Below are 26894 nucleotides of genomic sequence, written 5' to 3'. Positions count from 1 at the left end.
AAATTTCTACTAGTCATTTCAATGATATGTATTTCATATCAGTGATAACTCAGTAAAAATCCACACAAGTTGTTCTTCAATTCTATTAATGATCTTCTAACTGATTCGTCATCAGTAAGCTAGGTCGGCCATTCTACTCCGTTTCCAAAGTTTGTCAAATGCTTTTTGAAAGTTTTTTTAAACTACTTAACTCAACCCCAACCAATCAATTTAAAGTCAAAACCCTAAATTAATCAACTAAGCTATTGTTTATCAAGAAGTTTCTCTCAACAGCACCGCCGATGGATACGCATTATATATAATCCCCTAGCCTTTGCAACCCCTAAATAATGCTTTTTTTAAAATTAGTCTGCAAACGAACGTTATTCAAACAATAATCCCTTAAATAACGCCTTTTTTTCTTAATGAGGGCAAAAAAACCGTTATTTAGGTTTATTTGATCATTATGAGCTTAATTTACATCTATTGGAGGTGTAGTGATGTACAGCGCATAGTTTTGAGGATCAAAAATTTGTTTTGCTAAATGGCGAATCGTGTTTTCATCAATGTGTTGACTAAGTTGACCTGCTTGTTCTAAGTAGTTGCTATTTTTATAGTGTTGATCACTCAAAATTAATCTTCGTTGTAGTGTATTAATATCAAGTGCTTTATTTTTTTCACTGTCTTGAAAATATTTTTTTTGCTCTTGAATATCTTCTTGAGTGATTAAATCTGAAAGTTGATTTAAAGTAAGTAATGTCTGCTTCCAAAGCTCCTCTGTGCGCTGAGGTGCAGTAGTAAAACTAATTTCTGTTTTGATCAGGTTATTTGTATCGTCTAATTCACTGTTGATTTTCATACGATAAATACCCTGTATTTGATCTCTTAATGTGTGTTTCAGGTATTTTTCTGCCAAATTTCTCACGATGCTTACCTGCATTGCAATTTCTGGGGTCCAAATATACTGCTTTTGACTCCACGCTCTGACTTCAGCTCTAGGCTCAATATTAATTGCAGCTACTTTTTTCAGTACGCCAGGTTGTTGTTGTACATATGAGGTGGGTGCAATATATGTTTGTCGTGTAATGCCAGCAAGATATTGCTCTATGTCGAGTTGATATGCTTCAGGTTCTCTTGCACTTAATATGTAAAATGTGACGGGTGTGGTTCGTATTTTATTCCATTGCTGTGTTAATACATTGGGTTGCAGTTTTTTGAGATCCTCCAAACTTGGCTCTATATTTTTTTGATTAAATCTTAGTTGCTGTATGTCTTTACTTTTTATGGCTGAAATGGAGGTTTGTTCTAATGCTTTTTTACGCATAAGCATGCTCGTGCCTGATGCTAAAACATGTGTGTTAAAAGTTATCTGCTGTTGTGTCGCAGCATACAACTGCAACAGTGGCGTAATGTTATTTTCTGATGCTTGTCCTGAAAAAACTAATTTTTGTGGCTGTTGTTCAATTGAGAATTGAACATTGTTCTGTTTCTTCCATGCCTGAAGCTGTTCTTGTTGCCATTGTTCAGGTCCTGTTTGTGACAGTAACTGTGACGCAATTTGTGCTTGCCATGCATTTAAATCTTGACGCAAAAAACCTGCATCTGCTTGTGCTGTAAAGTAGATTTTATCTTTGGCCAGTTCTGTTTTTAGCCAAACTATTCGGTCGCCATTACTAAGTTTCCATTCTTGACTAGATGTCGATTTGATGTGTTTTTCACTTATTTTTCCGACATTTTTCTTGATAGAAAGTTGCGGTGTTTCAATATCTTTTGATATTTTAAGCATAAGTGGTGTATGTTTGTATTTCTGCTGAAGTGCTAAAATATCGCTTGCACGAGGTAAATTAATTTTCGTCATTCCCGGTACACTGTACTGTATTAATTGGTCTGTTGAGTTTAACCAATCATTCACTTGCTGATTAACGTCGTCGTAACTGATACTTGGAAGAAGTTGTAGTGCTTGTTGTCCAATATAGACACTGCCTAAATAATTTTGATTTTGTTGCCATACTGGAACAATTTTTCGCACCCAATCAGAAAACTCTCGTTGTTCTGGTGCTTGGATCATTTGCTCTGCTGTATTTTGTATGTTCTTTTTAATACGCGTAACAAGTGTGTTTGATAATGGATTTTGCTGTAATCGTGAAATTTCTTCAAGTAATATTGGCAATGCCTCTTGATGCCCTCCTGGCACAACATCTGCAAAAATACCGACTGCAAAACTATTTGGCCCAATATCTGATTTACGTACAACCAAATGGCTAATTGGATCAAGGCCAGTTTTTGACTGTTGTTTGATTTGTTGTGTTAAAGCTTCTAGAGCTATTTGCTGTAATAAACGTTGTCTTAACCCTTGAAGGCTATTTTGTTTTGCCAAATGATCTGCAAAACGATAGATATATGAAATTTGACTACTCCCGCTTTCACTGTCTTGTAATTGCACCACTCTGAGTTGGTTTTTTAACGCAACATCATAATTTTCTTTTTGAGGAATATTTGTTGGTGGTAGCGCACTAAAATATTTTTGAATTTGATTTTTTGTATGCTGGCTATCGACATCACCAATAACTAAAATTTGCATATTTTGTGGTACATACCATGTTCGATAAAATGTCTGTAATTGCGATAATGGCATGGTTTGGATAGATTGCTCTGTACCAGCTACCGAACGCTGAGTATATAAGGCATCTTTTCGAATCGCTTGCAAACGTTGCTCATTCATACGATCAGCAACACCTAATTTCCCACGCCATTCTTCAAGAATAATTGGACGTTCTTGATCTAATTCAATTTGATTAAATTGACTCGCATAGGCCATTTGACTTAATGCTTTTAAGCTTACGTCTAAAGATTTTTTACCATCTGGCGGACTCATCATAAACATGGTGCGCTCATGATTCGTGACGGCATTATAATGTTTACCTCTTTGCCACCCTTGTTGTTGTAAGTAATGCCCTACACCTTGGTTAAGCTCTTTACTGTGATGAAATACCATATGTTCAACCATATGCGCCACACCATCTTGCTCTAAAGTTTGTTCAAGTGCGCCTGCATTAACCAGTAAACGTATATCTATACGATTTCCTTGGCCTGCAAGTGGTACGATCGTGTACTGAAGTCCGTTATCTAATGTGCCATAAGTCATTTTTGGCATCGGGCTTAGTATTTCTGAATGACCAAACACAGGGGTTAAGAGCACAACAAGAACTGTCATGCAAGGAAGGTATTTCAACATATTCATTCTCTATATATCAGTCATTACATATAAAAGCCGATGCAATTACGATCTTCATCGACTTTTATGACGGTTCAATTATTTACCAGTTCCAAGCAGCGCCAAGCCATATTTGACGGCCTGTTTTATAGGTTATTGCACTGCTTAATGTGGTTGATTTAGAGCTTTCTATGGCAGTGTTAAATACATTCATTACATCTACTGTCAGCTCTAGACTTTGAGTTTTAAACATTGGTTTGGTATAACTAAAACGCCAATCGTAAGATACATAATTTTTATATTTTACAGGTGTATACAGCGTTGCATTTCCAACGTAGTTACCACAAAGACCTGTACCATCACAAATGAGTGTTGATGTTGAATATGATTTATAACCCGAGGTGTAACCTAAACGCTGTGTCCAATTGAAGTTCCAGCGTGGTACAGTCATATCTACATTAAAATATGCTTTCCACGGCGTACTATAATCAAGGGCATCCATGTCACCACGTTGCATCAGCTTATTGTCAAATACCACCATGTTTTCATCGGTGTTACTGACATCATAATAAGTTTGTGAGCTAGATTTATTGTTGCTGTAACTGGCATTAAATGACCATGTTAAGTCAATATATTTAAAAGCATACGGGCTGATTGGTTCAATGTTTAGTGATACTGTATTACCTTTCGTTTTACCTTCGTTAGACAGGTAATAATATTTTTGCCCATCAGCGGCTGTTGCATTATTGCGCCCAAACTGATCTCGACCTTGGCGGTTAACATATTTTAAAGTCCATACCGTATCTGCTATACGCTGTGAAATACCCAGATTTAACTCATCACTATATGGCGTTTTTAAGGTTGAAATATCATAATCATATGATGCTTTAGTCAAGGTGCCTGTCGTCCATGCACTACTTGCATTTGTACGACTTTGCACGTAGTACTCACTGATTCCTTGACGAAGTTTATAAGCCAATAAGCTTTGGGCATGATAACGGTTTGCACCTGCAAATAATCGCGTTTTGTGATCACCAAATACATCGAAAGAACCCGATAATCTAGGCGATATATTTAAGTTACTTAAATAATCATCATAAGATAACCGCATACCTGCTGTAACTTCGAAATTATTCCATCGCATACTGTCTTGTAAATATGCTGCAATATTGGTGTAGTTGCCTTTAACTACACGTGCAGGGTACAAAGTACGGTTTTTAAAATATTGTTCACCCTCTAAACACAGTACATCGCCTGCTTGACAAACAGTTGCCGTACTCCATGTGGATGTTCCACGACTTGAAATCACATCGCCAAACCTTTGATAACGGGCACTGTAGTTGTCTATGTTCCAACCTAGATCAATTTGATGTTGTGTCTGTCCCCACTGTATTGGCTTTAGCTCATAATCTTGTTTTGCAGTTAAGCTACTTTTTTCAGTGGCAAAATGACCAGACCCCCCATAATATCCTAGACGTGTTGCTGTCGATGCTGATCCTGTTGAGTTCCAAGAAATGCTTTTAGAGTTTGTATTTTGGTAACGATTGTACCAACTAGCATAGTAGTCTGATTCATGTTGAATATCGTTTTCTTCAAACTGATACCCAATCAGACTCGTTACTTTGCCCCACTGTGCTAAATGATTCCACTCTAAGTTAAAGCGATACCCTCCTCCTGTATTGGTAAATGCACCGTCTTCAACATCTTTTTTTGGATATGTTGACTCGTGAGGTGAATACATTGCTGTAGCACGTAAAGTATCGCCATTTGCTAACAAATAACTTCCTTTAAGTAAAAAGTTTTCAGACTTTCTATTTTGATCTTCCCATTTCCCCAACACACTATGGTAAAAAGGAATATCCGACTCTTGTCGGTTATATGAAAAAATAATACCTGCTTGATCGGATAGGGGTTGGTTAATCGTTGCTGTATAAAACTTTTTAGTAAATTGAGGTTGATACGTTAAGCTCGTTGCTTGCTCAAATGCTTCATGAATACGATCATCAACATGATATTCTGTTAAATGATGGTTAGTGGTACGAAAAGAGATACGGCCTGATGGTTTATTTAAATCTGGATCTTTTAACTTTGCATCGACTACACCACCAGTAAAACCACCATATTTAGCAGAAATATTAGAATCAAACACTTCTGCTGAAGCAATCAACTCAGCATTAATCCAAAAACTTTGTGTACCACCTGCAGGTAAATCTGTTGGTGAATAACCATCGGGGCTATTGGATAACTCACCATTATTTGCACCGGGATTAATGGTATTATTATTAGATAAGCCATCAATCAAATAACTATTTTGATAAAATTTCTCACCATGAAATGATACATTTTCAGGCTGTAATTCACCGGGAGTATTACTATTATCTGATTGATTTGAAAACTGTACATTGGGATTGTTTTTAAGCAATTCAGTAATAGAACCGTTACGTGTTGGCATTTTTGCAATTTGTGTTGCAGTAATGATTTGTGTACCCATACTTTGACTGGTGGGTGTAGATCGAACCACAATAGTGTCTTCATCTGATACTAGTGCTTTTTCTTCAGCGTATGCAGCATTTACTAATGCACCAAAAACTAAAAAGGTATATACGCTTCTATTCATGAGTATTTTCACTTCCCCTACTGACAAAAAATAATTATCTATGGATTTTCAACCACAACTCGCCCATCTAAACGAAAGACAATATGAACCATTTGATCTGTTACACCCTGTGTAACGTGATATCGCCAACGTGCCATTTCTTGCACAAGATCATTTACAAAAAGGCCTTTGGGTGCCTCTTCAAGAATCTGAATATTTTTAACTGTGCCTCGATTTGAAATATCAAATTTTACTTTTACTCGTCCTTCAACCCCTAAGGCACGTGCACGACTTGGATAACTGACTTGACGACTGATAATTTGTACATCACTAATTTGTACATCACGAGAAGGCGTTGCTGTAGATTGCATCGTTTTTTCGACTGCTTGCACCTGTTCTGATGTTTCATCTATAGATGGTGAAACTGATACTCGCTTTTCTTTTTCTAATGAATGTTGTGGTACCGACACAGGCATCTCATTAAACGACGTAATATGTTTTTCTATTGTTGGATTTGTTGGATTTGTTGGATTTGTTGGATTTTCAGATGATGAGTCTATGTGTTTATTGTCTACACGTGCAGTCACTCGTGGACTCACTTGTGTTGCTATAACAGAATGTCTTTGATCAACAGTGTGCTGTTGTGACTGAACCCTCTTTTGCTGAATTGGTTTTGGTCGGTTTTCTTTAGACAATATTTCCGTTGAACGCTGCCAACGAACATGTATAGGATTTGCCCCTTGCACAGTATTTTTTAAAGCGGTCGCTTGCTTTGTTTTAGCAAAGAAAACACTTTCATTAAATATTAAGTATATGAAAAATAAATGAGTAATCAGGCAAATCAGAAATATTGCAAAATATAATATGGCGTGAAATTTCTGCTGAATACTCAAATTGAAACATTACTGTAATAAAAAACGTAATGTTAATGATTACTATTTAATAAATCAATCAATATTCATCTTCAGGTGTATTTTTTATTCATGACTTGAGGCACCTAATATATACATATTAGAAGCCTCAGAAATTATATACATTCACTAAGTTTTCGTATTACTCTTTTTTTCACATTGACGAACGTACTTTTCAACCTTTTCACGAGCACGCTGACGCTTCAATGGCGACAAGTAATCAACAAAAAGTTTTCCGTTTAAATGGTCCATTTCATGTTGAATACACACGGCCAGTAGTCCATCTGCTTCAGTATCAATATGTTGTCCTTCTAAGTCAGTGTACTCTATACGTACTCGAGCAGGTCGTTCAACTTTGTCATAGACTTGAGGAATAGACAAACAGCCTTCCTCATACTGTTGCATTTCATCCGTCAAAGGAGTCACTTTAGGATTAATAAAAACCATCGGTTGGTCTTTATTTTCAGATAAATCCATTACAATAAGCTGGATATGCTGATCAATTTGTGTTGCAGCTAAACCAATACCTGGCGCATCGTACATCGTATCGAACATATCTTGTGCTAAGGTACGGATTTCTGCTGTTACTTGCTCTACTGGCTTAGCAATTATGCGTAGACGTGGGTCAGGAAAGCTAAGAATTGGTAGTAAGGCCATGTGCCCTCCTTAAAATTTGCATAAATCATTACGATAAAATCGTTTCTTGCTAGAATATTAACCACAATTTTAGCTATTATAACTGAATCTCACCACTATCGTTTTGAGCATTACACAGATGAAAAAAAATTTTGATCATATTGGGGCAGTTTTTCAGTATAAAAAGAAACAGCTGATTCAACAGATGACTGCAAAAGCACTTGTTTCATCTTTAGTTTTGGGAAGTGTGTTCGTGGCATCACATGTTACAGCAGCACCTGTCCATCTAAATTCAACAGCACCGAATGTATATGTGGTAAAAAAAGGCGATACGCTTTGGCATATTTCAGGGTTGTTTTTACAAAAACCTTGGTTATGGCCACAAATCTGGGTTAAAAATAGTCATATTAAAAATCCAAATTTAATTTATCCCAATGACCGCTTGCTCATTTGTAAAGATCAAAACAATACACTGATTGGCAAAGACGAAGGTGATGGCTGTAGCGGTATCGTTTCTCGTGCAGCAGGTTTAAAAACCACCGAAATATTACCAAGAGTGCGCGTACAAGCGTTATCTGATGCAATTCCTCTTATTCCATTAAAAGATATTCAAGTCTGGCTAAATCGTGCCAATATCGTTTCTGCAGAATCGATAAAACACACCCCCTATATTATAGGGTCTGAAAATGGACGCCTGTCTTCTGCGCTTGGACAAAAAGTCTATGTTTCTGGTCAAGGGCTCAATATCGGTCAGCGTTATGCAGTATATAAAACCACGCAACCGTATATTCTTCATCGTGACGATAAAAAAACAATCAATGCTGGCACCGAGCTTATTCAAACAGCTTCAGGCGTAGTGACAGATATTCAGCAAGATATTGCAACCTTAGAGTTGACTAAAACCTATAACGAAGAAGTCAAACAAAAAGATCTGGTTTTACCCGAGCAAAACAACAGTTTACTCACGACTTTCACACCAACACCAGCCTTAATTAGCAGTGGTCGTATTATTCGAGTGGCAGGTAGTATCGGTGATGCAGCAAAACACAGTATTGTGACGATCGATCAAGGCAGTGATCAAGGCGTTGAAGTAGGACAAGTGTTTAATATTACTCAAACTGCAGTCATTAGTCGTGATCTAAACATTCATCAACAGCTCCCTACCGAAACCATAGGTGAACTTATGGTCTTTAGAACATTCAATCATATTAGCTATGGTTACGTTTTAAAGAGCCGTATTCCTATTCAATTAGGTGCTAAAATACAAGCTCCTGAGTAATTAGTAATCGATTTATGTCTGTGCAATTATCTAGACATCAATACCAAGTGATTACTTTGTGGTATCTCGTGCAACATTCCTTAGCGAGTTACCACAAATTAGTAAATCACTTTGGTCATATTGATGCTGTACTTGACCCTAAAAACTTAATGCAATGGTCTACACTTAAGATTCATAAAAATCATATAGAACGTGCAAGAGAGTTTCAACAACCTGACTCACAAGCACAGTTTCAAACATTGATCGATATTATTTGCCATCAATGTGACTTTGTTTGTACAACCCAAGATCCATATTACCCTCAGCAACTCTTACATTACTCAGACTGCCCACCCATTTTATTGGGTCAAGGTTGTGCTGATTTACTCAACACACCCCAAATTTCTATTGTTGGTAGCCGAAAAGCATCGAAAGCGGGTATGCAAATCAGTTATGATTTTTCATATTTTTTGGCTGAAGCAGGATTTACAATTACCAGTGGACTTGCTAGTGGTGTAGATCAAGCAGCGCATGATGCAGCTTTACAACACCATAGAACCATTGCTGTCATCGCAACAGGGATAGATACCACCTACCCTAAATCAAACACCTCACTTAAAGAACAAATACTTCGTCATAAAGGGGCAATTGTTACTGAATTTTTACCATTTACCCCACCTCTACAACATCACTTTCCTCGCCGTAATCGCATTGTCAGTGGGCTTAGCTTGGCTGTATTGGTGACACAAGCATCTTTAAATAGTGGCTCTTTAATTACGGCCAAAGCAGCGGCTGAACAAGGGAAATTGATTTTTGCAACACCGGGGCATATTTATGATGCGCACTATCAAGGCTGTCATCAACTGATTCGTGATGGAGCGATTTTAGTTGATCATCCAACACAAATTTTAGAAGATATTGCACTACCTACGCATTGGCATATCGAAAAAAATGCATCTCAAACAGAATTACCTCAAAGCTCTAGCGATATTCCAATACATTTAAGTGCCACTTATCACGCATTATCTTGGCAAGGGCAAGATCTTGATGAGATTTTTGCTAAAACACAAATACCTACGAGTACACTTCTTTCAAATCTTATGGAGCTTGAACTTGAAGGTTTATGCGTGCAACAATTTGGGTTGTACTTTAAACACACTCTCTCATCGGTCTAAGGAATACACATGCCACTTGAGCCAACAATTACTCAAGCCGTCAATGACTTGAAGCAAGGAAAAGTGATTGCTTACCCTACGGAAGCGGTTTGGGGGCTCGGCTGTGACCCACTCAATGAACAAGCATTTCAAAAACTACTCACTTTAAAACAGCGCCCTATTGAAAAAGGGGTCATTTTATTGGCCAGCGATATCTCCCAAGTGGAACATTTATTCAAATCATTAGATCTCCACATTCAACAACGCATTATGGCAAGCTGGAGTCAACAACATATAGGCTCTAAAGCGACTACGTGGCTATTACCTTCCGATGCAAGTATTCCTCAATGGATTACAGGTGAGCATCATAGTGTTGCTGTTCGTGTAACACAGCACCCACTATGTCATTCTGTATGTCGAGCATTTGGTCATTTTATTGTTTCAACAAGTGCTAACCCTGCAGGTGCCATACCTGCAACATCATTAAAGAGTGCAAAAGATTATTTTCAAGATCAAGTCACATACATTGATGGAGAACTAGGATCATTTTCTGAACCGAGTCGTATTATTGATGCGCGTACAGGAACAATTATTCGTGCATAAAAAAAGCCCAGCTGAAAATGAGTTAGCTGGGCTTGAAAATGATGTGCGTTAATACACATCAGAGGGTTAACTGGTGAGTGATATCCGACTGAATCACTATGGATTAGATTATGTGCAAAAAATGCCTCTTTTAAAAATAGTTTTAAACTATAACTAAATTTATATAAAGAATACTTTAATGAAAGCCAATTTCCGCTATTTATACGTTTTTTATATAGAAAATCTGTCAAGCTCTACACTTTATTGGTCATAAGTCTGCACTGTGCTGTATAAAAAAGAGACATCTAGTCATAGTCAAATACTATTGCGCTATACTTTTTAACAAATATAGATCCAATTTTTATGAGAAAAACGATAATGATGATAGTTAATAACTATAAGTAGATGATCATGCAATCTAAAATATAAAAAAAAGCCCTCTAATATTCAGTATCCCTCACTGTTTATTAAAGCGCTTTTTTTAAATGTAGATTCACTTAACAGTGATACATTTTTTTCATATCGGTCTTATAATACAATGCCACTATTATTTGGATGTGTTTTTAAATACTTAAAAATTTGGCTTTGTGGCATATTTAAATTAATGTTTTGTGGTGGAATCGGCGATTGGAACCATTTTTTATATAACTGATCCATTTGACCTGACGTCCACATGTTTAAAATTACTTTATCTACAACCGTTTTAAGTTTACTGTCGTCTTTAGCAAATACAATAGCATAAGGCTCTACCGCTAAAGCTTGACCACCAAGAATAATAAAATCTTTTGGATTCGGTGATTTTGCAATATAACTTGCCAAAATCGACTCATTTTGTAAAAAAGCAGTCACTTTTCCAGATGCAAACATAGAAAATGCTTCTGTATGGTTTTTACCATAAGAAGTCGTGAGCATAATATTTTTTGATTTTTCTATATGCAAAATATGCTTTTCAGAGGTTGTTCCTTTCGTAGTCACCACCGATTTACCATTCAAATCTTGTATATCTTTAATATTTGAGTCTTTTTTTACAGCGAAGCGTACCTCAGCTGCAAAATAGTTAATAGATAAGCCAATCTCTTTTTGTCGATCTTTTGTATTGGTTGTCGTATCACAAACTAAATCAATCTGACCTGAAGTGACTTCAGGAATACGTTGTTCAGCCGTTACTTTTTTATATTCTATTTTTAAGTTTGGTATTTGTAATTCTTTTTTGATTTCATTGGCAATATTATGGCAAGTATCAAGAGCATATCCTAAAGGCTTACCAGCTACTGCATATGAAACAGGCTCTGACGATTCAGAGTAGCCGAGTGTAATTTTGCCACTTGTTTTAATTTTTTGTAAGGTATCTGCTGCATAAGCTGTGCTTAATAGACTGACGGTAGAATACATAAGTACTGAACATAATATCTTATTCTTTAAAACTGTCATTTATAAAACTCCTAAAATTTAGAGGTATATGCTGTCTACCTCTATGAGATATAAAATGATAAAAAGCCGGTGTAGCTAGAACTCGTTAAAAATTACGAGAAAAATAAAGCTTTTTTATATCATAATGCTAAAATACTTCTAATTTGTGTAAAACTTATACAAAATAAGATACACACTACTATAGTATATGAATTAACATAAAATATATTGTATTTTTTAAAAAAATATTTTTTCTCAAAATCTCCCAAATATAAACATTACATTTGAGAGATATTTTTATATAAATGAGTTACTTAATTTTAAGTGCATCTTTCATAATGAAAAACAGATCTGTTTGGTCTGTTAAACCAACAATATTTGCAGCTCTTGGCCCATGTGCAGCAACACGTACTTGAGAACCTGTATGCTCTTGACTTCCTTTGTCAGAAGTTGCGTAATTAAGTACCATTGGTGCATTGTCTTGCGTTAATAATTTGACCGTTTTACCTGGGCTTGGCGAGTCTAAAGGCACAATTTGACTGGTATGTGCATGGTCGCCCGTTAAAATAATTAAGGTATCTGGATGAGTTTTCGCAAATGCCAATGCTGATTGTACGGCTTCATCAAGTGCTAAAGTTTCACCAATTTGTCCACATGCGTCTGCTTCATGGTTACGTTTATCAATCGATGCGCTTTCAACTTGTAAGAAAAAACCTTTTGGATTGGTTTTTAGCAAATTAATCGCTTTATCTGTCATTTCTTTTAACGTTGGTGTCGAAGCTTTGTATTCAGGATTCGGTTGGCAGCGCTCGGCAGGTTTTTCATTTCCACCATGTGTTGCTTCTGGGCCCACCCATCGTACAGCCAAATTCCCCGATGCAAATACACCAAGTACAGGTTGTTTTTGATTTGCAATCACGACTCGATCTAGTTCTGATTTGTCAGTAACAATTTGATAGTTTTCAGTTTGAGCCTGTTCTAACAAACTCTTACCCTGAAATTTTCCTGCTGTTGCTTTTTCTTGGAAAGATTTCATACCACCACCAAAAGTTACATCGGCACGGGCATCTAGTAATTGTTCAGAAATTGAACCTAATCCACCATTTTCTAGTGCCTCTTTTGGACATAATTTAGTGGTTGATGATGGTGAATAACATTTACGTTTTGGTACATGTGATATTAGTGCTGCAGGTGTTGCATCTTGTAATTCAGACGTTGTTACATTACCTGTTGCATAACCCGCTTTCTTTGCAAGTGCTAATATTGATGTTTGTGGCTGATCATAAATATTAATCCCTAAAGCACCATTATACGTTTTTACACCTGTTGCCCATGCAGATGCTGAAGCTGCAGAATCTGTCACATATTCAATACTTTTATCTTTATTCAATGCATAAGTGGTATAACTGCCTGTAAATGGCAAAGCATCTATACCAGGAAAATAACCACTTGCACCTTTGATATAATTACGTGCACTGGTAATTTCAGAGTCACTGGTTCCATCACCAATAATTAAAATCACATTTTTTACATGACGTTGACTAATAGCCGCTTTTAAAGCTTGACTGCGTTCTTCTTTCAAGCGTGTTGCACCTGAAAATTGAGATACATCACCTTTTGCTTGGGGTGCAATTAAATCCTGATGGTCGGCATGTGCAATAGACCATGTTGAATATCCAAGCAGTAAAGTTAATACTGAAAGTAATTTTTTCTTATGTATCATGAGATACTCACCCCTATATATTGATCATTATCAAACTTAAAGCGGTATTTAAACGCAATTTTATGACATATTCATGTCACTACTCACTCGTTTGCATAAAAAATAATGATAACTAATATTAGTTGTAAATGAATATTGAAAAATTTACAGAGCGTATATATCAAATCATAAACTTATCTCACATAATTATTTTTTCACACAAGTAACTCATGCTCTCAATGAAAGGATGATTCCATGGCAAAAATTTATGATATTCCTGTTAAAAATATTAAAGGACAAAATAGCAGTTTAAAAGACTATCAAGGACATGTTTTAGTCATTGTCAATACTGCATCTAAATGTGGCTTAACCCCTCAGTACGAAGGGTTACAGACATTGTTTCATGATAAGAAATCAAGTGGATTAACTGTTCTTGGCTTCCCTGCCAATAACTTTTTACAACAAGAGCCTGCATCTGATGATGAAATTGAAGAATTTTGCTCATTGAATTATAAAGTTGATTTTCCTTTATTTTCCAAAATTTCTGTCGTTGGTGAAGATAAACATCCGCTATATCAATACTTGACTGATGCACAGCCACATCGTATTGGTGGACAAGCATTTGCTGAAAAGCTGAAAAGTGCATCCATTGATGTAGCAGATGAACCAGAAGTTTTATGGAACTTTGAAAAATTTATCGTGGGTAAAAATGGTGATGTTGTTGCGCGCTTTTCACCAGACACCCTTGCAAGTGACTCTGAGTTTCTCAAGTGTATTGAAATTGAATTAGCAAAATAAGCTCATATCATGTCATGATCAGAAATGATTAACTCATATGTAGCAGATGCATTAGGTGCTAGTTTCATACTAGCATCTTTTATTTGGCCTGATTCTAAACACACAAAATCTTGCCATGCCTGATCTCCCACATCTGCCAAACGTTGTGCTTTAGTTAACCATGGATTCCAAACAACTGCACTTTTAGCATTACTTTTGACATAAATCGTAGGCATTTGACCCGAACTAATTTTAAATACTCCTTTTGTTTTTGGATAAATTCTGTCCATTTCTTTTTCTATTTCAATATATTCTTCTGTTTGTACATCATCTTGCATATGTTTTAATTGATCAATATATGCTGTCTGATGCAATCCCTTGATTTTGGCATGATAAATATCTACAGGAAAGTAACTGTGCCAAACAAATTCATATTCAAACTCTATATCACCCGTATTGATGATTTCAAAATGTAAAGTTAGCTTATCTTGACAACAAATTTTCATCTGTAATTGAAATGAATGATTCCATAAATGACGAGTATGCGCTGTATCTTTTAATTGAAACACCAACTCATGACCTTTTTTTTCTGCATAAATTACATCTATTAACTGCCATGGAAGATAACGAGCAAAACCATGGGCAGGATAATCATGATGTATTTTATGCCCGCCAAACCAAGGAAAACAAAATGGAATACCACCACGAATTGCTTTACCTTGTTGATATGTATTTAAAGAAGATGTCCAAAGTAAACCTTTAGAATTTATCATTTTGTTTGATTTAAACTCTAATATTTGTGCGCCTTGTAATGAAATGATTGCATTACAAAATTGATTATCTATTTCAATCACTTCAAGTTCATTTTTAACATGATACGTGACTCCATCTACCGACTTAAATTCAGTCATTTTCTTCTCGAATTTTGAATGTATAGTAACGTATATTTATCACATGCAAAAACAAATAGACATAAAAAAAGCCACTCATGATTGAGTGGCTTTTTTCACATCAACAATTTACATTGCACGATGCTTCATTTTACGAATGGTTTCAAGTTGTCCTGCAACTTCTGACAGAGATGCTAACGCTGCTGCGGCATCCAAATCATTCTTTTGATTTGCTAGCAATTGTTCAGCATGTTTACGTGCTTCTAAAATTGCCACTTCATCTAAGTTTTCTGCACGGACGGCTGTATCGGCAAGAACAGTAACTACGTGAGGTTGTACTTCTAATACACCACCAGACACATAAATGACTTCTTCTTTACCATTTTCAAGCACAACACGTATTGGACCAGGTTTTAGCAAAGTTACAAGCGGAGCGTGACTTGGCATAATACCGAGTTCACCACCCACACCTTTAGCAATCAACATAGTCACTGTGCCAGAGAATAACGATTCACTAACACTTACGACATCACATTGCATCGTTGCCATGAGATGATCTCCTTATTAGAGTTTCTCAGCCTTAGCAATCACTTCGTCAATGCCACCCACCATATAGAACGCTTGTTCTGGAATATGGTCGTATTCACCAGCGAGAAGACCTTTAAAGCCACGAATCGTTTCTTTAAGCGGTACCAATTTACCAGGTGCACCAGTAAATACTTCAGCAACGTGGAATGGTTGAGAGAAGAAACGTTGGATTTTACGCGCACGGTAAACTACCAATTTATCTTCTTCAGCCAATTCATCCATACCCAAAATAGCAATAATATCTTTTAGTTCTTTGTAACGCTGTAAGATATTTTGCACTTCACGTGCAATGCTATAGTGCTCTTGACCAACAACCAATGGATCTAATTGACGTGATGTTGAGTCAAGTGGATCAATTGCAGGATAAATACCTTGAGATGCAATATCACGACTCAATACAACAGTTGCATCTAAGTGAGCAAATGTTGTTGCAGGTGATGGATCTGTTAAGTCATCGGCAGGTACATATACCGCTTGAATAGATGTAATCGAACCTGATTTAGTCGAAGTAATACGCTCTTGTAATACACCCATTTCTTCTGCAAGTGTTGGTTGGTAACCTACAGCAGATGGCATACGACCTAGTAGTGCAGATACTTCTGTTCCCGCTAGTGTATAACGGTAGATGTTATCAACAAACAATAAGACATCACGGCCTTTACCATTTTCATCTTTTTGATCACGGAAGTATTCAGCCATGGTCAAACCAGTCAGTGCAACACGTAAACGGTTACCTGGTGGCTCATTCATCTGACCGTAAACCATCGCTACTTTATCAAGTACGTTGGAATCTTTCATTTCATGATAGAAGTCATTCCCTTCACGAGTACGCTCACCAACACCAGCAAACACAGATAAACCACTGTGCGCTTTTGCAATGTTGTTGATTAACTCCATCATGTTTACAGTTTTACCAACACCGGCACCACCAAATAAACCAACTTTACCACCTTTTGCAAATGGGCAAAGTAAGTCAATGATTTTAATACCAGTTTCTAGTAAGTCAGTCGATGCAGCTTGTTCTGCATAAGAAGGCGCTGGACGATGAATTGGTAGATGAGATGATGCCTCAACTGGACCTGCTTCATCAATAGGGCGACCTAATACATCCATAATACGACCTAATGTTCCGTCACCAACAGGTACAGAAATTGGGCCATTAGTATTGGTTACAGTTAGACCACGTTTAAGGCCTTCTGTTGATCCCATTGCAATTGTACGTACGACGCCATCACCAAGCTGCTGCTGAACTTCTAAAGTAGTTTCAGTACCATCAACATGAAGCGCATCATAGATTTTAGGAACACTGTTTCGTTCAAACTCGACGTCGATAACCGCGCCGATGATCTGAATGATATGACCGCTACTCATTGCTGTCTCCTCAATTCAAATTTCAATATTGTTAAACGGCAGCGGCACCACCAACGATCTCAGAGATTTCCTGAGTAATCGCGGCTTGACGCAGCTTGTTATAAACGAGTTGTAGGTCTTTAATAAGCTGACCTGCATTGTCAGTTGCTGCTTTCATTGCAACCATACGTGCAGATTGCTCACATGCGATATTTTCAATCACACCCTGATAAACCACCGACTCAATGTAGCGAACCAATAAACCATTTAGCAGTTGTTCTGCATTTGGTTCATAGATATAGTCCCAACCATAATTACGGTTTAGTTCTTCGCCTTCGTCTGCCTGCGCTAAAGGAACAAGTTGCTCAACTTTTGGCTTTTGTGTCATTGCATTGACAAAACCATTCGACACAAGGTAGATACGATCTAACTCGCCTTTGTCGAAAGCATCAAGCATGATTTGTACTGAACCAGAAAGCTGATCTAATGTTGGTGCATCACCAATTTGCGTGGTTGCACCAAGTACTTTGCCACCGTAGCTATTAAAAAAAGACACCGCTTTTTGACCAATTAAAGCAAATTGAACTTCAATTGATTGCTCTTTTTGTTGCTGAACATGCTGAACTACTTTTTTAAACAAGTTAATGTTTAAACCACCTGCTAGACCACGGTCTGAAGACACGATGATATAACCAACGCGTTTTACAGGACGATCTATCATGTAACGGTGTTTGTATTCAGGATTAGCCTGTACCAAGTGAGCAATAACACGGTGCATATTTTCGGCATACGGACGCCCTACGGCCATACGATCTTGCGCACGACGCATTTTTGAAGCAGCGACCATTTGCATTGCACGCGTAATTTTTTGCGTGTTTTTAATGCTGGCTACTTTGGCGCGAATTTCTTTTAAATTTGCCATATGCTTAATAACCTACTGTTCGAAAGCTTTAAATCAAAGCCTTCGAACATTGATCCGTGAAAAACTTAGTAAGTTTGAGTTGCTTTAAAGCTCTCAATACCGGCTTTAAGTGCAGCTTCGATGTCTTTGTCGTATTTACCAGTTGCATCAATTTGTTGCATTAATTCAGCATGTTCTGAACGGAAGTATGCAATTAATGCGGTATCAAATGCTACAATTTTGTTGACTTCAACATCAGTCATGTAGCCTTCGTTTGAAGCATAAATTGACACTGCTTGGTCAGCGATTGAGTATGGAGCATATTGTTTTTGCTTCATAAGCTCAGTCACACGTTGACCATGTTCAAGCTGTTTACGTGTTGCTTCATCAAGATCTGATGCAAATTGAGCAAATGCTGCAAGCTCACGATATTGTGCAAGTGCTGTACGAATACCACCAGAGAGTTTCTTGATAATTTTCGTTTGCGCAGAACCACCAACACGTGATACAGAAATACCCGCATTTACCGCAGGACGAATACCTGCATTAAATAATGATGTTTCTAAGAAGATCTGACCATCTGTAATTGAGATCACGTTTGTTGGAACGAATGCAGATACGTCACCTGCTTGTGTTTCAATAATTGGCAGTGCAGTCAGTGAACCTGTTTTACCTTTCACTTCACCTTTAGTGAACTGCTCAACATAATCGGCAGATACACGAGATGCACGCTCTAATAGACGTGAGTGAAGATAGAATACATCACCTGGGTACGCTTCACGGCCTGGTGGACGACGAAGTAGCAATGAAATTTGACGATAAGCAACAGCTTGTTTCGACAAATCATCATAAATAATTAATGCATCTTCACCACGATCGCGGAAGTATTCGCCCATCGTACAACCAGCATACGGTGCAAGGTATTGCATTGCAGCAGGGTCAGCAGCAGCAGCAGCAACCACAGTGGTATATGCCATTGCACCTGTTTCTTCTAACTTGCGTACAACGTTTGCAATGGTCGATTGTTTTTGACCAATTGCAACGTAAACACATTTAATACCAGATTGCTTTTGCGCAATAATGGCATCAATCGCCATTGCTGTCTTACCTGTTTGGCGGTCACCAATGATCAACTCACGCTGACCACGGCCTACAGGAATCATGGTATCTACTGATTTATAACCTGTTTGAACAGGTTGATCTACGCTTTGACGCCAAATTACACCAGGTGCTACTTTTTCAACAGCATCTGTTAATTTTGCATCAATTGGGCCTTTCCCATCAATTGGGTTACCCAAAGCATCAACCACACGACCTAGAAGTTCAGGACCAACTGGAACTTCTAATACGCGGCCTGTACAACGTGCTTTTTGACCTTCTTGAAGGCCAAGGTAATTACCTAGGACAACGGCACCCACTGAATCCTGTTCTAGGTTCAGTGCCATACCAAATAAGCCGCCGTCAAATTCGATCATTTCACCGTACATTGCATCAGCAAGGCCGTGAATACGCACGATACCGTCAGACACTTTTACAATCGTGCCTTCAGTCTTCGCAGTTGCGCTAGTGTCCAGATCGCTGATACGCTGTTTAATGAGCGCACTGATCTCGGATGGATTCAGTTGTTGCATTGCGCTATTCCTCAATCTTGTATTAGTTCAGTCTTTTGCTTTAGGCAAGAAGACGAGTCCGCATTTTCTCAAGCTTGCTCAACGCAGAATCATCTATCACTTGATCACCTGCACGAATCACAACACCTGCAATGAGTGCAGGGTTAACGCTCACAGATACTTTCACACCACTATTAAAGCGTTTTTCTAACGCTTGAATCAGTAACTGTTCTTGTACTGCTGTCAACGGAAATGCTGATTCAATATCGATATCAACAATTTTATTGCGTTGTGACTTGAGCTCTTCGTATTCAGTTAATACTTGTGGAAGCAATGCCAAACGGTCATTTTCAGCCAAAAGTAAGATGAATTTTGATAGTGCTTCTGATTGTGCTTCACCTAAAACGTGCGTAAGAAGCTTTAATTGCCCTTCCGGAGTCATCTCAGGACGGTTCAAATAAGCGGAAAATGCTTCGTCTTGCACCGCAGCACTGAGCATTTGTAATGCATTTGACCAATTGTCAGTTACACCTTGCTCAGCAGCATAAGAAAATGCTGCTTTAGCGTACGGGCGTGCCAACGTCAAGAGTTCAGACATATCTCGCCTCTCTTAGAGTTTCGCAGCCAGCTGAGTCAGCATGGCATTGTGAGCTTCTGCATCAACATTTTGGTTAAGAATTTTTTCTGCACCATCTACTGCCAAAGCAGCAACTTGTTGACGTAATTGTTCGCGAGCAGCATTGATCTCTTGATCAGCATTTTCTTGCGCCTGTTGACGAATACGTTCACCTTCAGCAGTTGCTTGTGTACGTGCTTCTTCAACCAATTGATTTGCACGACGATTCGCTTGTTCAATCAATTGTGCTGCCTGAACTTTTGCTGCATCAAGTTCATTTTTCACTTGAGCCTGTGCATCAGCAAGATCTGCTTTTGCTTTTTCAGCAGCGTTTAAGCCATCAGCGATTCGACGTTGACGTTCACTAATCGCATTGATTAGTGGTGGCCAAACAAACTTCATGCAAAATATGACGAAAACTAAAAATGCAATTGCTTGACCAAATAATGTGTAGTTGATATTCATTGCAATTCCTCAATCACATAATTTTGGAATATACGAATTAACCTACTAAGCCAACAAACGGATTAGCAAAAAGAATGAATAGACCAATACCAACACTGATCATAGGGATCGCATCAAGAAGACCCGCAACAATAAACATACGTGTTTGAAGTTGTGGTGCAAGTTCAGGTTGACGTGAAACTGCTTCTAGAAAACGACCGCCTAACAATGCAAAGCCAATACCAGTACCTAGTGCTGCAAGTGCAATTAAAAGAGCTACTGCAATCGCAGATAATCCAACTACTAATTCCATGAAAAAATCCTCAGAGGTTAGGTTATACCAAATTAAAATATAAATTACGCCTAACCCTATTAATACAGTTAGGCAATACCATTAATGTTTTTCGCTTGCCATACTCAAGTAAACGATTGTAAGCATCATAAATACAAAAGCTTGCAGCGTAATTACAAGAATGTGGAAGATTGCCCACGGCACAGACAGTGCCCATTGTGCCCACCATGGTAATAGTGCAATCAGAATGAAAATTAATTCACCTGCATACATGTTACCAAAGAGTCGTAGCGCCAATGAAACTGGTCTTGCTAGGAAAGTTGCTAATTCTAAAACTAAGTTTACTGGAATAAGCAATACTTTAAAAAACAAATTACTTGGGTTAAATGGGTTGAGTGCAAACTCGCCAACAAAACCACCTACACCTTTTTCACGTACACCATAAAAAATAATTAATGCAAACACAGACAACGACATACCTAAAGTCACATTGATGTCTGTAGTTGGAACAATTTTCATGTATACGTGATGTGGGTCCATACCAAATACATTTGCACCGATGACCTGTGCTAGATATGGAATAAAGTCAACAGGAATCAAATCCATCAAGTTCATGAGGAAAATCCACACGAAAATGGTCAGTGCAAGTGGGGCGATCAGGCGAGATTTACCATGAAAGGTATCTCGAACATTTGAATCAACGAACTCAACAATCATTTCTACAGCAGCTTGTAGTTTAGTAGGTACGCCAGCATTTGCAGCTTTAGCAACTAACCAAAAAATAAAGCAAAAAATGACCCCAAGGCCAATTGACCAACCCATTGAGTCCAAGTGAATAGCAGAAAACCCCATCTGTTGAGCTTCTTCTGCACTCTCAGCCAATTTCCATGTTCCATCTGGCAATTTGCCATAGGTCATGTTGGTCAAGTGATGCTTGATATACTCGGTCGAAGTCAGGGCATGTTCTTCAGCAGCCATAAATCACACCTGGTCAATGTCAATTACGAAAAAGAGAAACGAATACTGCGTACTGCAAAGGTATCTCGTGTCTCTCCAATAATATTCAATTTTATGTGCTTATACTTGTTTATTTTGTTCGTCTAGACACCAAAAAAGGGGCAACCCATGACATCATCTGAACAAGTATAAAACCACAAAACAATGCAATTGGTGACAACGGTTTCACATTGTTTAAAATTAAAGCAAATCCAATCATAACAATCGCAAACTTACCCATCATTCCTTTATACATATTAAAAAGCACTTGCTTTGAAGCGCGTGCTCCTGCGGTCCGAAAGGACTGCCATGAAAAATAGGTACATGCAAGCCAGCAAACCAATGCACCAAGTGCAATACTTTTTGCAGCCGCTCCACCTTTCAAAAGCCATGTAATAAAGGCTGATACTGGAATCATTAATGCTTGTAAACAGACCTGAGCTTTGGCAAAACGTAGGTCTATCATACGCTTTACTTGAGCCATTTTGGCTGACACCTAACATGAATGTTCAAAAGTTTAACTCATGATCGTTTTTAATCGCAGGCATTATAGAGTCACCCCCCTCAACATGCAATCTTTTCCGACGGTTAGCGCCACCTTTTTGGTAAAAAGCGAGTTTTTTTTAATTTAAGCTTAAGTTAAGCCTATTTTTTAAGATTTGGTTGATGTTTGCACACATTGGTGAATTTTTTGTGCAAGATCAATCCACGCTTGAATGAAATCATTTTCACCTTTTAAACTTTCATCAACAGGCTGAAATTGTATGGGTTGTAATTTTTGATATTGGCTTCGATTTGCTTCACCCTCTGCCAATAAACACATACTTGGATAAGGTCTATTGTCATTGAGGTATTTAATTTGAGCGACAGTTGGTGGCACATGCGGGTCATTGGTGAGTGTACCTGCAAGCTTAATGTTTAATGGACGTTCAATATACTGGTAAGCATCATGGTATGACCAATATTTCCTCGGTGTTTTATGCTGTCCAAATTGATGTGTTGCAATTAGAAATTTTTGTGCAAATGCACGTGCATTGGCCCAGTATTGTTCTTTATGTTCAGGATGTTGTTTAGAACGTGTTGCTGCAATAAAAAAGGCAATTCTAACTGCATTATTTGGCTCTAGCCAAACATGACTATCAACAGACTGAGCAATGGTATTTCCTTTAACATCTCTTAACGGTAAAGTATTTAGCACACCCGATGAAAGCAGTGAAAACGCTTTAGGGTTATCTGTCAGTAATTTGCTTAAAGGGGCTTCGTGTGCTTTACCTAACCAAATAATCAACTCTGCATCTTGTATACTTTTACGATTCTCAGGCGTTAACTGAATGTCATGACCGGATTGATTGCCCAACAGTAACTCTGGTTGTTCAATTCCCTTGGTGACTTCTTGAGCAATCAGATATAATGGATGAATTGAAACAACAAATCCTTTTGCCCAAAGACTATGGCTATAAAAAACCAACATCAATACTGCAATTAAACGTGCCATGGTCGATCTCATTTGTGTTAATCATACGATTTTAAGCGTTATAATATAACATTTTACGTTATACTGTAACATATATCAGAAATATGCTAATATAATTTCGAAAATATATCGTCAAAATCTCTTATTTCAGGTCAGGTAAATTATATGGCATCATGTACTCATTCACATGATAATACAGTGCATGGCGTACATGATCATGCAGACATCGATACTCGACTGCTTGAAGCTGAAAATCTATGCAGTCAAAATCATGCTCGTCTTACACCGCTTAGGAAAGAAGTACTTTCTTTAATTTTACAATCTCATGGCCCAATTGGGGCATATGATATTTTAGCGCAAATCAAAAATACCTCAGATAAACCTGCTGCCCCACCGACAGTGTATCGAAGTTTAGATTTTTTACTTGATATGGGTTTGATTCATCGATTAAGTTCTATTAATGCATTTATTCCATGTTGTCACCCTAGAGAAGGACATCAAGCTGCTTTTTTAATTTGTTCAAATTGCAAAACAGTCAAAGAAGCTTCTGCAGATTCTGCGCTGAATCAATTATCTATGCTTGCAGGCTCAGATGAATTTACCATTCATCATACCACCATTGAAATTTCAGGAACATGTCGCCAGTGCAATCTCGCATAGTGTCTGAACTGATTTCTTTAGATAATATTCACGTTCAGCTCGATGAACGCCATATTCTTACAGGTGTAGATTTCACACTCCATGAGAATGAAATTGTGACACTTATTGGGCCAAATGGGGCAGGTAAATCGACTTTAATTAAAGTATTGCTTGGCATTGTCCAGCCAAATCAAGGCTATATAAAAAAAGCCAATCATTTAAAACTGTCTTATGTCCCTCAAAAATTCCATCCGTCTTTAAGTTTACCTTTGCGTGTGAAGGATCTACTTGCTTTAGAAAAATGCTCACCACGTATTAAACAACAAATCATTGAAGAAACAGGCATTTACAAATTACTTGATGCCAAAGTACAACTGCTCTCTGGCGGTGAGCGTCAACGAGTATTATTGGCACGTGCGTTACTTAGACAACCACACGTTTTGGTTTTAGACGAACCAATGCAAGGGTTAGATATTCAATCTGAAGCTGAACTATACGCCTATGTTCGTACTTTACCCGAACGTTATGGCTGTGCCGTAATTATGGTGTCACACGATCTTCAATGGGTCATGCAAGGTACACATCGTGTTATTTGCTTAAACAAACACATTTGCTGTAGCGGTTCACCTGAAAATGTACAACAGCATCCTGAATATTTAGCCATTTTTGGAACTCAACGTACTTTTTATCAGCATCATCATGATCACTGTGCCCACGGCGATACACCAACGACATGCCAGCATGATTCTACTCCTCACATTCATCCCGAAGCGGAGATATAGATCTTGATCGAATGGTTACAACTATTGCTCCCTGCATGGGTCATGGGCAGTTTACTTATTTTTCTCACTGCACCACTCGGTTGTCTTATGTTATGGCGCCGTATGTCTTTTTTTGCAGATACAATGGCACACGGCACTTTGCTTGGAGTTGCTGTGGCAGGGTTATTGTCTTTACCCTTATGGCTTGGCGTGTCTTTTTTAGCCTTGTTATTGGTCGCAATTTTATGGTTTTTACATGACCGACGCTTACCCAATGATGCACTATTGGCTTTATGTTCAGCCACATTGCTCTGTAGTGGTTTATTGTTAATTCAACAACTTCCACTCCTTCGACCTGAGTTACAAAGTTATTTATTTGGTGACTTACTCACTATTAATTGGACAGATTTACCGCTCTTTTCTGCTGTTATTTTTATAGCAATTGCAGTTTTATATATCTTTTGGACCCCTCAAATTCAAATTGCAATTGATACTGACATCGCTGTTAGTGAAGGTGTTAATGCAAAGTTACAGCGCTTAGTGTTTATGCTTTTACTCGCCATGTTTACTGTACTTGCACTTCGAGCAGTAGGTTCATTGCTCATGGGCGCTTTATTGGTCATTCCTGCTTTGACTGCACGACTGTTGGCAAATTCTCCTAAACAAATGGTTTTGTTTGCCTTTATATTAGGCCAAGTGGCATTATCTATTGGGCTTTGGTCAAGCGCACTACTCAATATTGCCACAGGTTTAAGTATTGTATTAACCATGGCATTTTTATTTTTCAGTATTTTTACACTGCAAAAATTGATGCGTCGTTAACACCTATAAAAAGGGATTCTCAACCTCTTTTTGATCTTGTATTTTAATTTTTTCAGGCAATTCTGTTGTTTGCTCTAAAGCAATGACAAGGTCATTGACGAAGGCTTGCAACGCTTTTGCGGTTTTTAAACCGTCTTGATCTTTCGTCACCTGTAAATTGCCATATATATTTATTCGATCAGCGCCATTTTCTAAAGTAAGATCATATATTGCAGATGACTCATCGGTTTCAAATGGTTTAAACATATTTACTCCTATTTGTTATTGTTGCTCTCAATTGATGATTATTTAGCCATTAATTTCGTAAAAAACGCAAGTAAATCCATGACAATATTTTTAAAGAATAATATCCAATGGTTTTGTGTACCACTCGTAGCTGTTGTTTCAGCATCTCCTACAGGGCGATGAGGGGCAGAAAATTGTTTTTTCAGTGCAATTAAATCGTCATGGCTGACTGCCGATGCACAACTACTTTTGGTATCTTCAGACAAATAGCGTGGTTTTACATTACTTTGTACATCTGCGGTTGATTGAGGTAAGTCATAAATTTTGCGTTTTGCTGATTCATTTAATGCAGGAAAAAGATTCATACCTGTCAATGCTTCAATGTGGCAAACACTCACCACACTCACCTGTAAAGAATTATTATTTGGTGCATAGTAAGCACCGATCACCCCTGTTTTGGGATAATAAACTGCTTTAAATACGGCAGAAGGTACAAAAACACCGTTGCCAATGGTTTGAATTTTATTTCCAGAAAATATAGGGCCTGTCACCACATAAACGTCTTGCTTTTGTTTGGTGACCATACCTCTAGTTGCTTCTTCAAGCATACGCCATATTTCTTGATTGTTTTTTGGTGCTTGTGGCACCATGTTAGCCAGTGAAAAACTGTCATATTGTGACATTTCATCTGGCATATCTCCATTTGGAGACATATGACCACGATCATACCCCGAACCTTTATAATCTTTGAGTGTTGCACGGTAAATCGAAGGCACTCGCTCTTCTTCATGAAAGCTATCTTGTCGTTTTATTTTTTGGCTTAAACGTGTAGGTGTTAAATATTCTGCACTCCAAAATGGCGTTTTAGAGACCCCTGAATACATCACGTTAAAACCATTAAAACATAATGCTGTGGTGTTTTTTTTAAGACTGTCTTTAACCAAATAAGGGGGCGCATTATTATAAAATTGACTAGTACAAGGCATGGTTGACCAAAGGTTTTCTACTTTTGCCATGGCCGTATGTGGCAGTAACACACTACACATTGCACCTAAGTACATATAGCG

The 26894-nt window shown here is 37.8% G+C and carries 26 protein-coding genes; 7 read left to right on the top strand and 19 right to left on the bottom strand.

Annotated features, from left to right (window positions below):
- Positions 1-451: 451 nt before the first annotated feature.
- From I2F17_RS08370 to def, 4 genes are all read right to left on the bottom strand, one after another.
- Entirely contained in the window at positions 452-3214 is a 2763-nt protein-coding gene (locus I2F17_RS08370; protein ID WP_211139575.1) for a M16 family metallopeptidase, read from the bottom strand.
- Positions 3215-3296: 82 nt separating this feature from the next.
- Positions 3297-5810 (bottom strand): TonB-dependent receptor plug domain-containing protein, encoded by a 2514-nt coding sequence (locus I2F17_RS08365; protein ID WP_211139574.1) that lies wholly within the window; start codon positions 5808-5810, stop codon positions 3297-3299.
- Between the two features lie 38 nt (positions 5811-5848).
- Complete coding sequence (locus tag I2F17_RS12695) at positions 5849-6535, bottom strand: TonB family protein (protein WP_211139573.1); 687 nt, start codon at positions 6533-6535, stop codon at positions 5849-5851.
- 294 nt (positions 6536-6829) lie between these two features.
- Positions 6830-7357, bottom strand: coding sequence for a peptide deformylase (gene def, locus I2F17_RS08355; protein WP_196423967.1), 528 nt, complete (start codon positions 7355-7357; stop codon positions 6830-6832).
- A 118-nt stretch (positions 7358-7475) separates the two neighbouring features.
- On the opposite strand from def, the gene I2F17_RS08350 reads away from it, so the two are divergent.
- Genes I2F17_RS08350 through I2F17_RS08340 form a run of 3 tightly spaced genes read left to right on the top strand, consistent with a single transcriptional unit; the run spans position 7476 to position 10351 of the window.
- Positions 7476-8615, top strand: a complete 1140-nt coding sequence (locus I2F17_RS08350) for a LysM peptidoglycan-binding domain-containing protein (RefSeq protein ID WP_211139572.1) — start codon at positions 7476-7478, stop codon at positions 8613-8615.
- Positions 8616-8629: 14 nt separating this feature from the next.
- Positions 8630-9769: a DNA-processing protein DprA gene (gene dprA / locus I2F17_RS08345; protein ID WP_211139571.1), complete on the top strand. Its 1140-nt coding sequence runs from the start codon at positions 8630-8632 to the stop codon at positions 9767-9769.
- Between the two features lie 9 nt (positions 9770-9778).
- Positions 9779-10351 carry an L-threonylcarbamoyladenylate synthase gene (locus I2F17_RS08340; protein ID WP_211139570.1) on the top strand — a complete coding sequence of 191 codons (573 nt, stop codon included), beginning with the start codon at positions 9779-9781 and terminating at the stop codon, positions 10349-10351.
- Positions 10352-10858: 507 nt separating this feature from the next.
- On the opposite strand, the gene I2F17_RS08335 is transcribed toward I2F17_RS08340, so the two are convergent.
- Positions 10859-11761: an amino acid ABC transporter substrate-binding protein gene (locus tag I2F17_RS08335; protein WP_211139569.1), complete on the bottom strand. Its 903-nt coding sequence runs from the start codon at positions 11759-11761 to the stop codon at positions 10859-10861.
- Between the two features lie 289 nt (positions 11762-12050).
- Entirely contained in the window at positions 12051-13463 is a 1413-nt protein-coding gene (phoA, locus tag I2F17_RS08330; protein WP_211139568.1) for an alkaline phosphatase, read from the bottom strand.
- Between the two features lie 234 nt (positions 13464-13697).
- Here phoA and I2F17_RS08325 point away from each other — a divergent pair, with 234 nt between their 5' ends.
- Positions 13698-14240 (top strand): glutathione peroxidase, encoded by a 543-nt coding sequence (locus I2F17_RS08325; RefSeq protein WP_211139567.1) that lies wholly within the window; start codon positions 13698-13700, stop codon positions 14238-14240.
- Between the two features lie 2 nt (positions 14241-14242).
- On the opposite strand, the gene I2F17_RS08320 is transcribed toward I2F17_RS08325, so the two are convergent.
- The 11 genes from I2F17_RS08320 to I2F17_RS08270 all read right to left on the bottom strand — a co-directional run bounded on the left by I2F17_RS08320 (position 14243) and on the right by I2F17_RS08270 (position 23401).
- Positions 14243-15130: a D-hexose-6-phosphate mutarotase gene (locus tag I2F17_RS08320; RefSeq protein WP_211139566.1), complete on the bottom strand. Its 888-nt coding sequence runs from the start codon at positions 15128-15130 to the stop codon at positions 14243-14245.
- A 108-nt stretch (positions 15131-15238) separates the two neighbouring features.
- Positions 15239-15658, bottom strand: a complete 420-nt coding sequence (locus tag I2F17_RS08315) for a F0F1 ATP synthase subunit epsilon (protein WP_196423362.1) — start codon at positions 15656-15658, stop codon at positions 15239-15241.
- Between the two features lie 15 nt (positions 15659-15673).
- Positions 15674-17068, bottom strand: a complete 1395-nt coding sequence (gene atpD / locus I2F17_RS08310) for a F0F1 ATP synthase subunit beta (RefSeq protein WP_196423361.1) — start codon at positions 17066-17068, stop codon at positions 15674-15676.
- 31 nt (positions 17069-17099) lie between these two features.
- Entirely contained in the window at positions 17100-17969 is an 870-nt protein-coding gene (atpG, locus tag I2F17_RS08305; RefSeq protein WP_196423360.1) for a F0F1 ATP synthase subunit gamma, read from the bottom strand.
- A 65-nt stretch (positions 17970-18034) separates the two neighbouring features.
- Positions 18035-19579, bottom strand: coding sequence for a F0F1 ATP synthase subunit alpha (gene atpA, locus I2F17_RS08300; protein ID WP_211139565.1), 1545 nt, complete (start codon positions 19577-19579; stop codon positions 18035-18037).
- Between the two features lie 40 nt (positions 19580-19619).
- Positions 19620-20156 carry a F0F1 ATP synthase subunit delta gene (locus I2F17_RS08295; RefSeq protein WP_211139564.1) on the bottom strand — a complete coding sequence of 179 codons (537 nt, stop codon included), beginning with the start codon at positions 20154-20156 and terminating at the stop codon, positions 19620-19622.
- 12 nt (positions 20157-20168) lie between these two features.
- Positions 20169-20639 (bottom strand): F0F1 ATP synthase subunit B, encoded by a 471-nt coding sequence (locus I2F17_RS08290; RefSeq protein ID WP_196423357.1) that lies wholly within the window; start codon positions 20637-20639, stop codon positions 20169-20171.
- A 37-nt stretch (positions 20640-20676) separates the two neighbouring features.
- Complete coding sequence (gene atpE, locus I2F17_RS08285) at positions 20677-20931, bottom strand: F0F1 ATP synthase subunit C (RefSeq protein ID WP_092749547.1); 255 nt, start codon at positions 20929-20931, stop codon at positions 20677-20679.
- A gap of 81 nt (positions 20932-21012) precedes the next feature.
- Positions 21013-21888 carry a F0F1 ATP synthase subunit A gene (gene atpB / locus I2F17_RS08280; protein ID WP_196423356.1) on the bottom strand — a complete coding sequence of 292 codons (876 nt, stop codon included), beginning with the start codon at positions 21886-21888 and terminating at the stop codon, positions 21013-21015.
- Between the two features lie 109 nt (positions 21889-21997).
- Positions 21998-22390: an ATP synthase subunit I gene (locus tag I2F17_RS08275; protein WP_211139563.1), complete on the bottom strand. Its 393-nt coding sequence runs from the start codon at positions 22388-22390 to the stop codon at positions 21998-22000.
- A 168-nt stretch (positions 22391-22558) separates the two neighbouring features.
- Positions 22559-23401, bottom strand: coding sequence for a metal ABC transporter solute-binding protein, Zn/Mn family (locus tag I2F17_RS08270; RefSeq protein WP_196423354.1), 843 nt, complete (start codon positions 23399-23401; stop codon positions 22559-22561).
- 144 nt (positions 23402-23545) lie between these two features.
- Here I2F17_RS08270 and I2F17_RS08265 point away from each other — a divergent pair, with 144 nt between their 5' ends.
- The 3 genes from I2F17_RS08265 to znuB are packed head-to-tail and all read left to right on the top strand — an operon-like array spanning position 23546 to position 25602.
- Positions 23546-24040 carry a transcriptional repressor gene (locus I2F17_RS08265; protein WP_211139562.1) on the top strand — a complete coding sequence of 165 codons (495 nt, stop codon included), beginning with the start codon at positions 23546-23548 and terminating at the stop codon, positions 24038-24040.
- Positions 24016-24801 (top strand): ATP-binding cassette domain-containing protein, encoded by a 786-nt coding sequence (znuC, locus tag I2F17_RS08260; RefSeq protein WP_211139561.1) that lies wholly within the window; start codon positions 24016-24018, stop codon positions 24799-24801. The genes I2F17_RS08265 and znuC overlap by 25 nt, the downstream gene beginning before the upstream one ends.
- 3 nt (positions 24802-24804) lie before the next feature.
- A complete protein-coding gene (gene znuB, locus I2F17_RS08255; protein ID WP_211139560.1) occupies positions 24805-25602 on the top strand; it encodes a metal ABC transporter permease in 798 nt (265 codons plus the stop codon).
- A gap of 3 nt (positions 25603-25605) precedes the next feature.
- Here the strand turns inward: znuB and I2F17_RS08250 are convergent, their stop codons facing one another.
- Together I2F17_RS08250 and I2F17_RS08245 are read right to left on the bottom strand one after the other, a co-directional pair.
- Positions 25606-25848 carry a hypothetical protein gene (locus I2F17_RS08250; protein WP_196423350.1) on the bottom strand — a complete coding sequence of 81 codons (243 nt, stop codon included), beginning with the start codon at positions 25846-25848 and terminating at the stop codon, positions 25606-25608.
- A gap of 38 nt (positions 25849-25886) precedes the next feature.
- The gene (locus tag I2F17_RS08245) at positions 25887-26843 is read right to left on the bottom strand and encodes a DNA/RNA non-specific endonuclease (protein ID WP_235985125.1); all 957 of its coding nucleotides are present in this window, start codon (positions 26841-26843) and stop codon (positions 25887-25889) included.
- Between the last annotated feature and the right edge of the window lie 51 nt (positions 26844-26894).

Origin of the sequence: Acinetobacter baretiae (genome assembly GCF_015627105.1) — a bacterium.
GTDB classification, from domain to species: domain Bacteria; phylum Pseudomonadota; class Gammaproteobacteria; order Pseudomonadales; family Moraxellaceae; genus Acinetobacter; species Acinetobacter baretiae.
The sequence above is the reverse complement of the archived record's forward strand: the minus strand, read 5'-3'. Positions and strand labels throughout refer to the sequence as shown.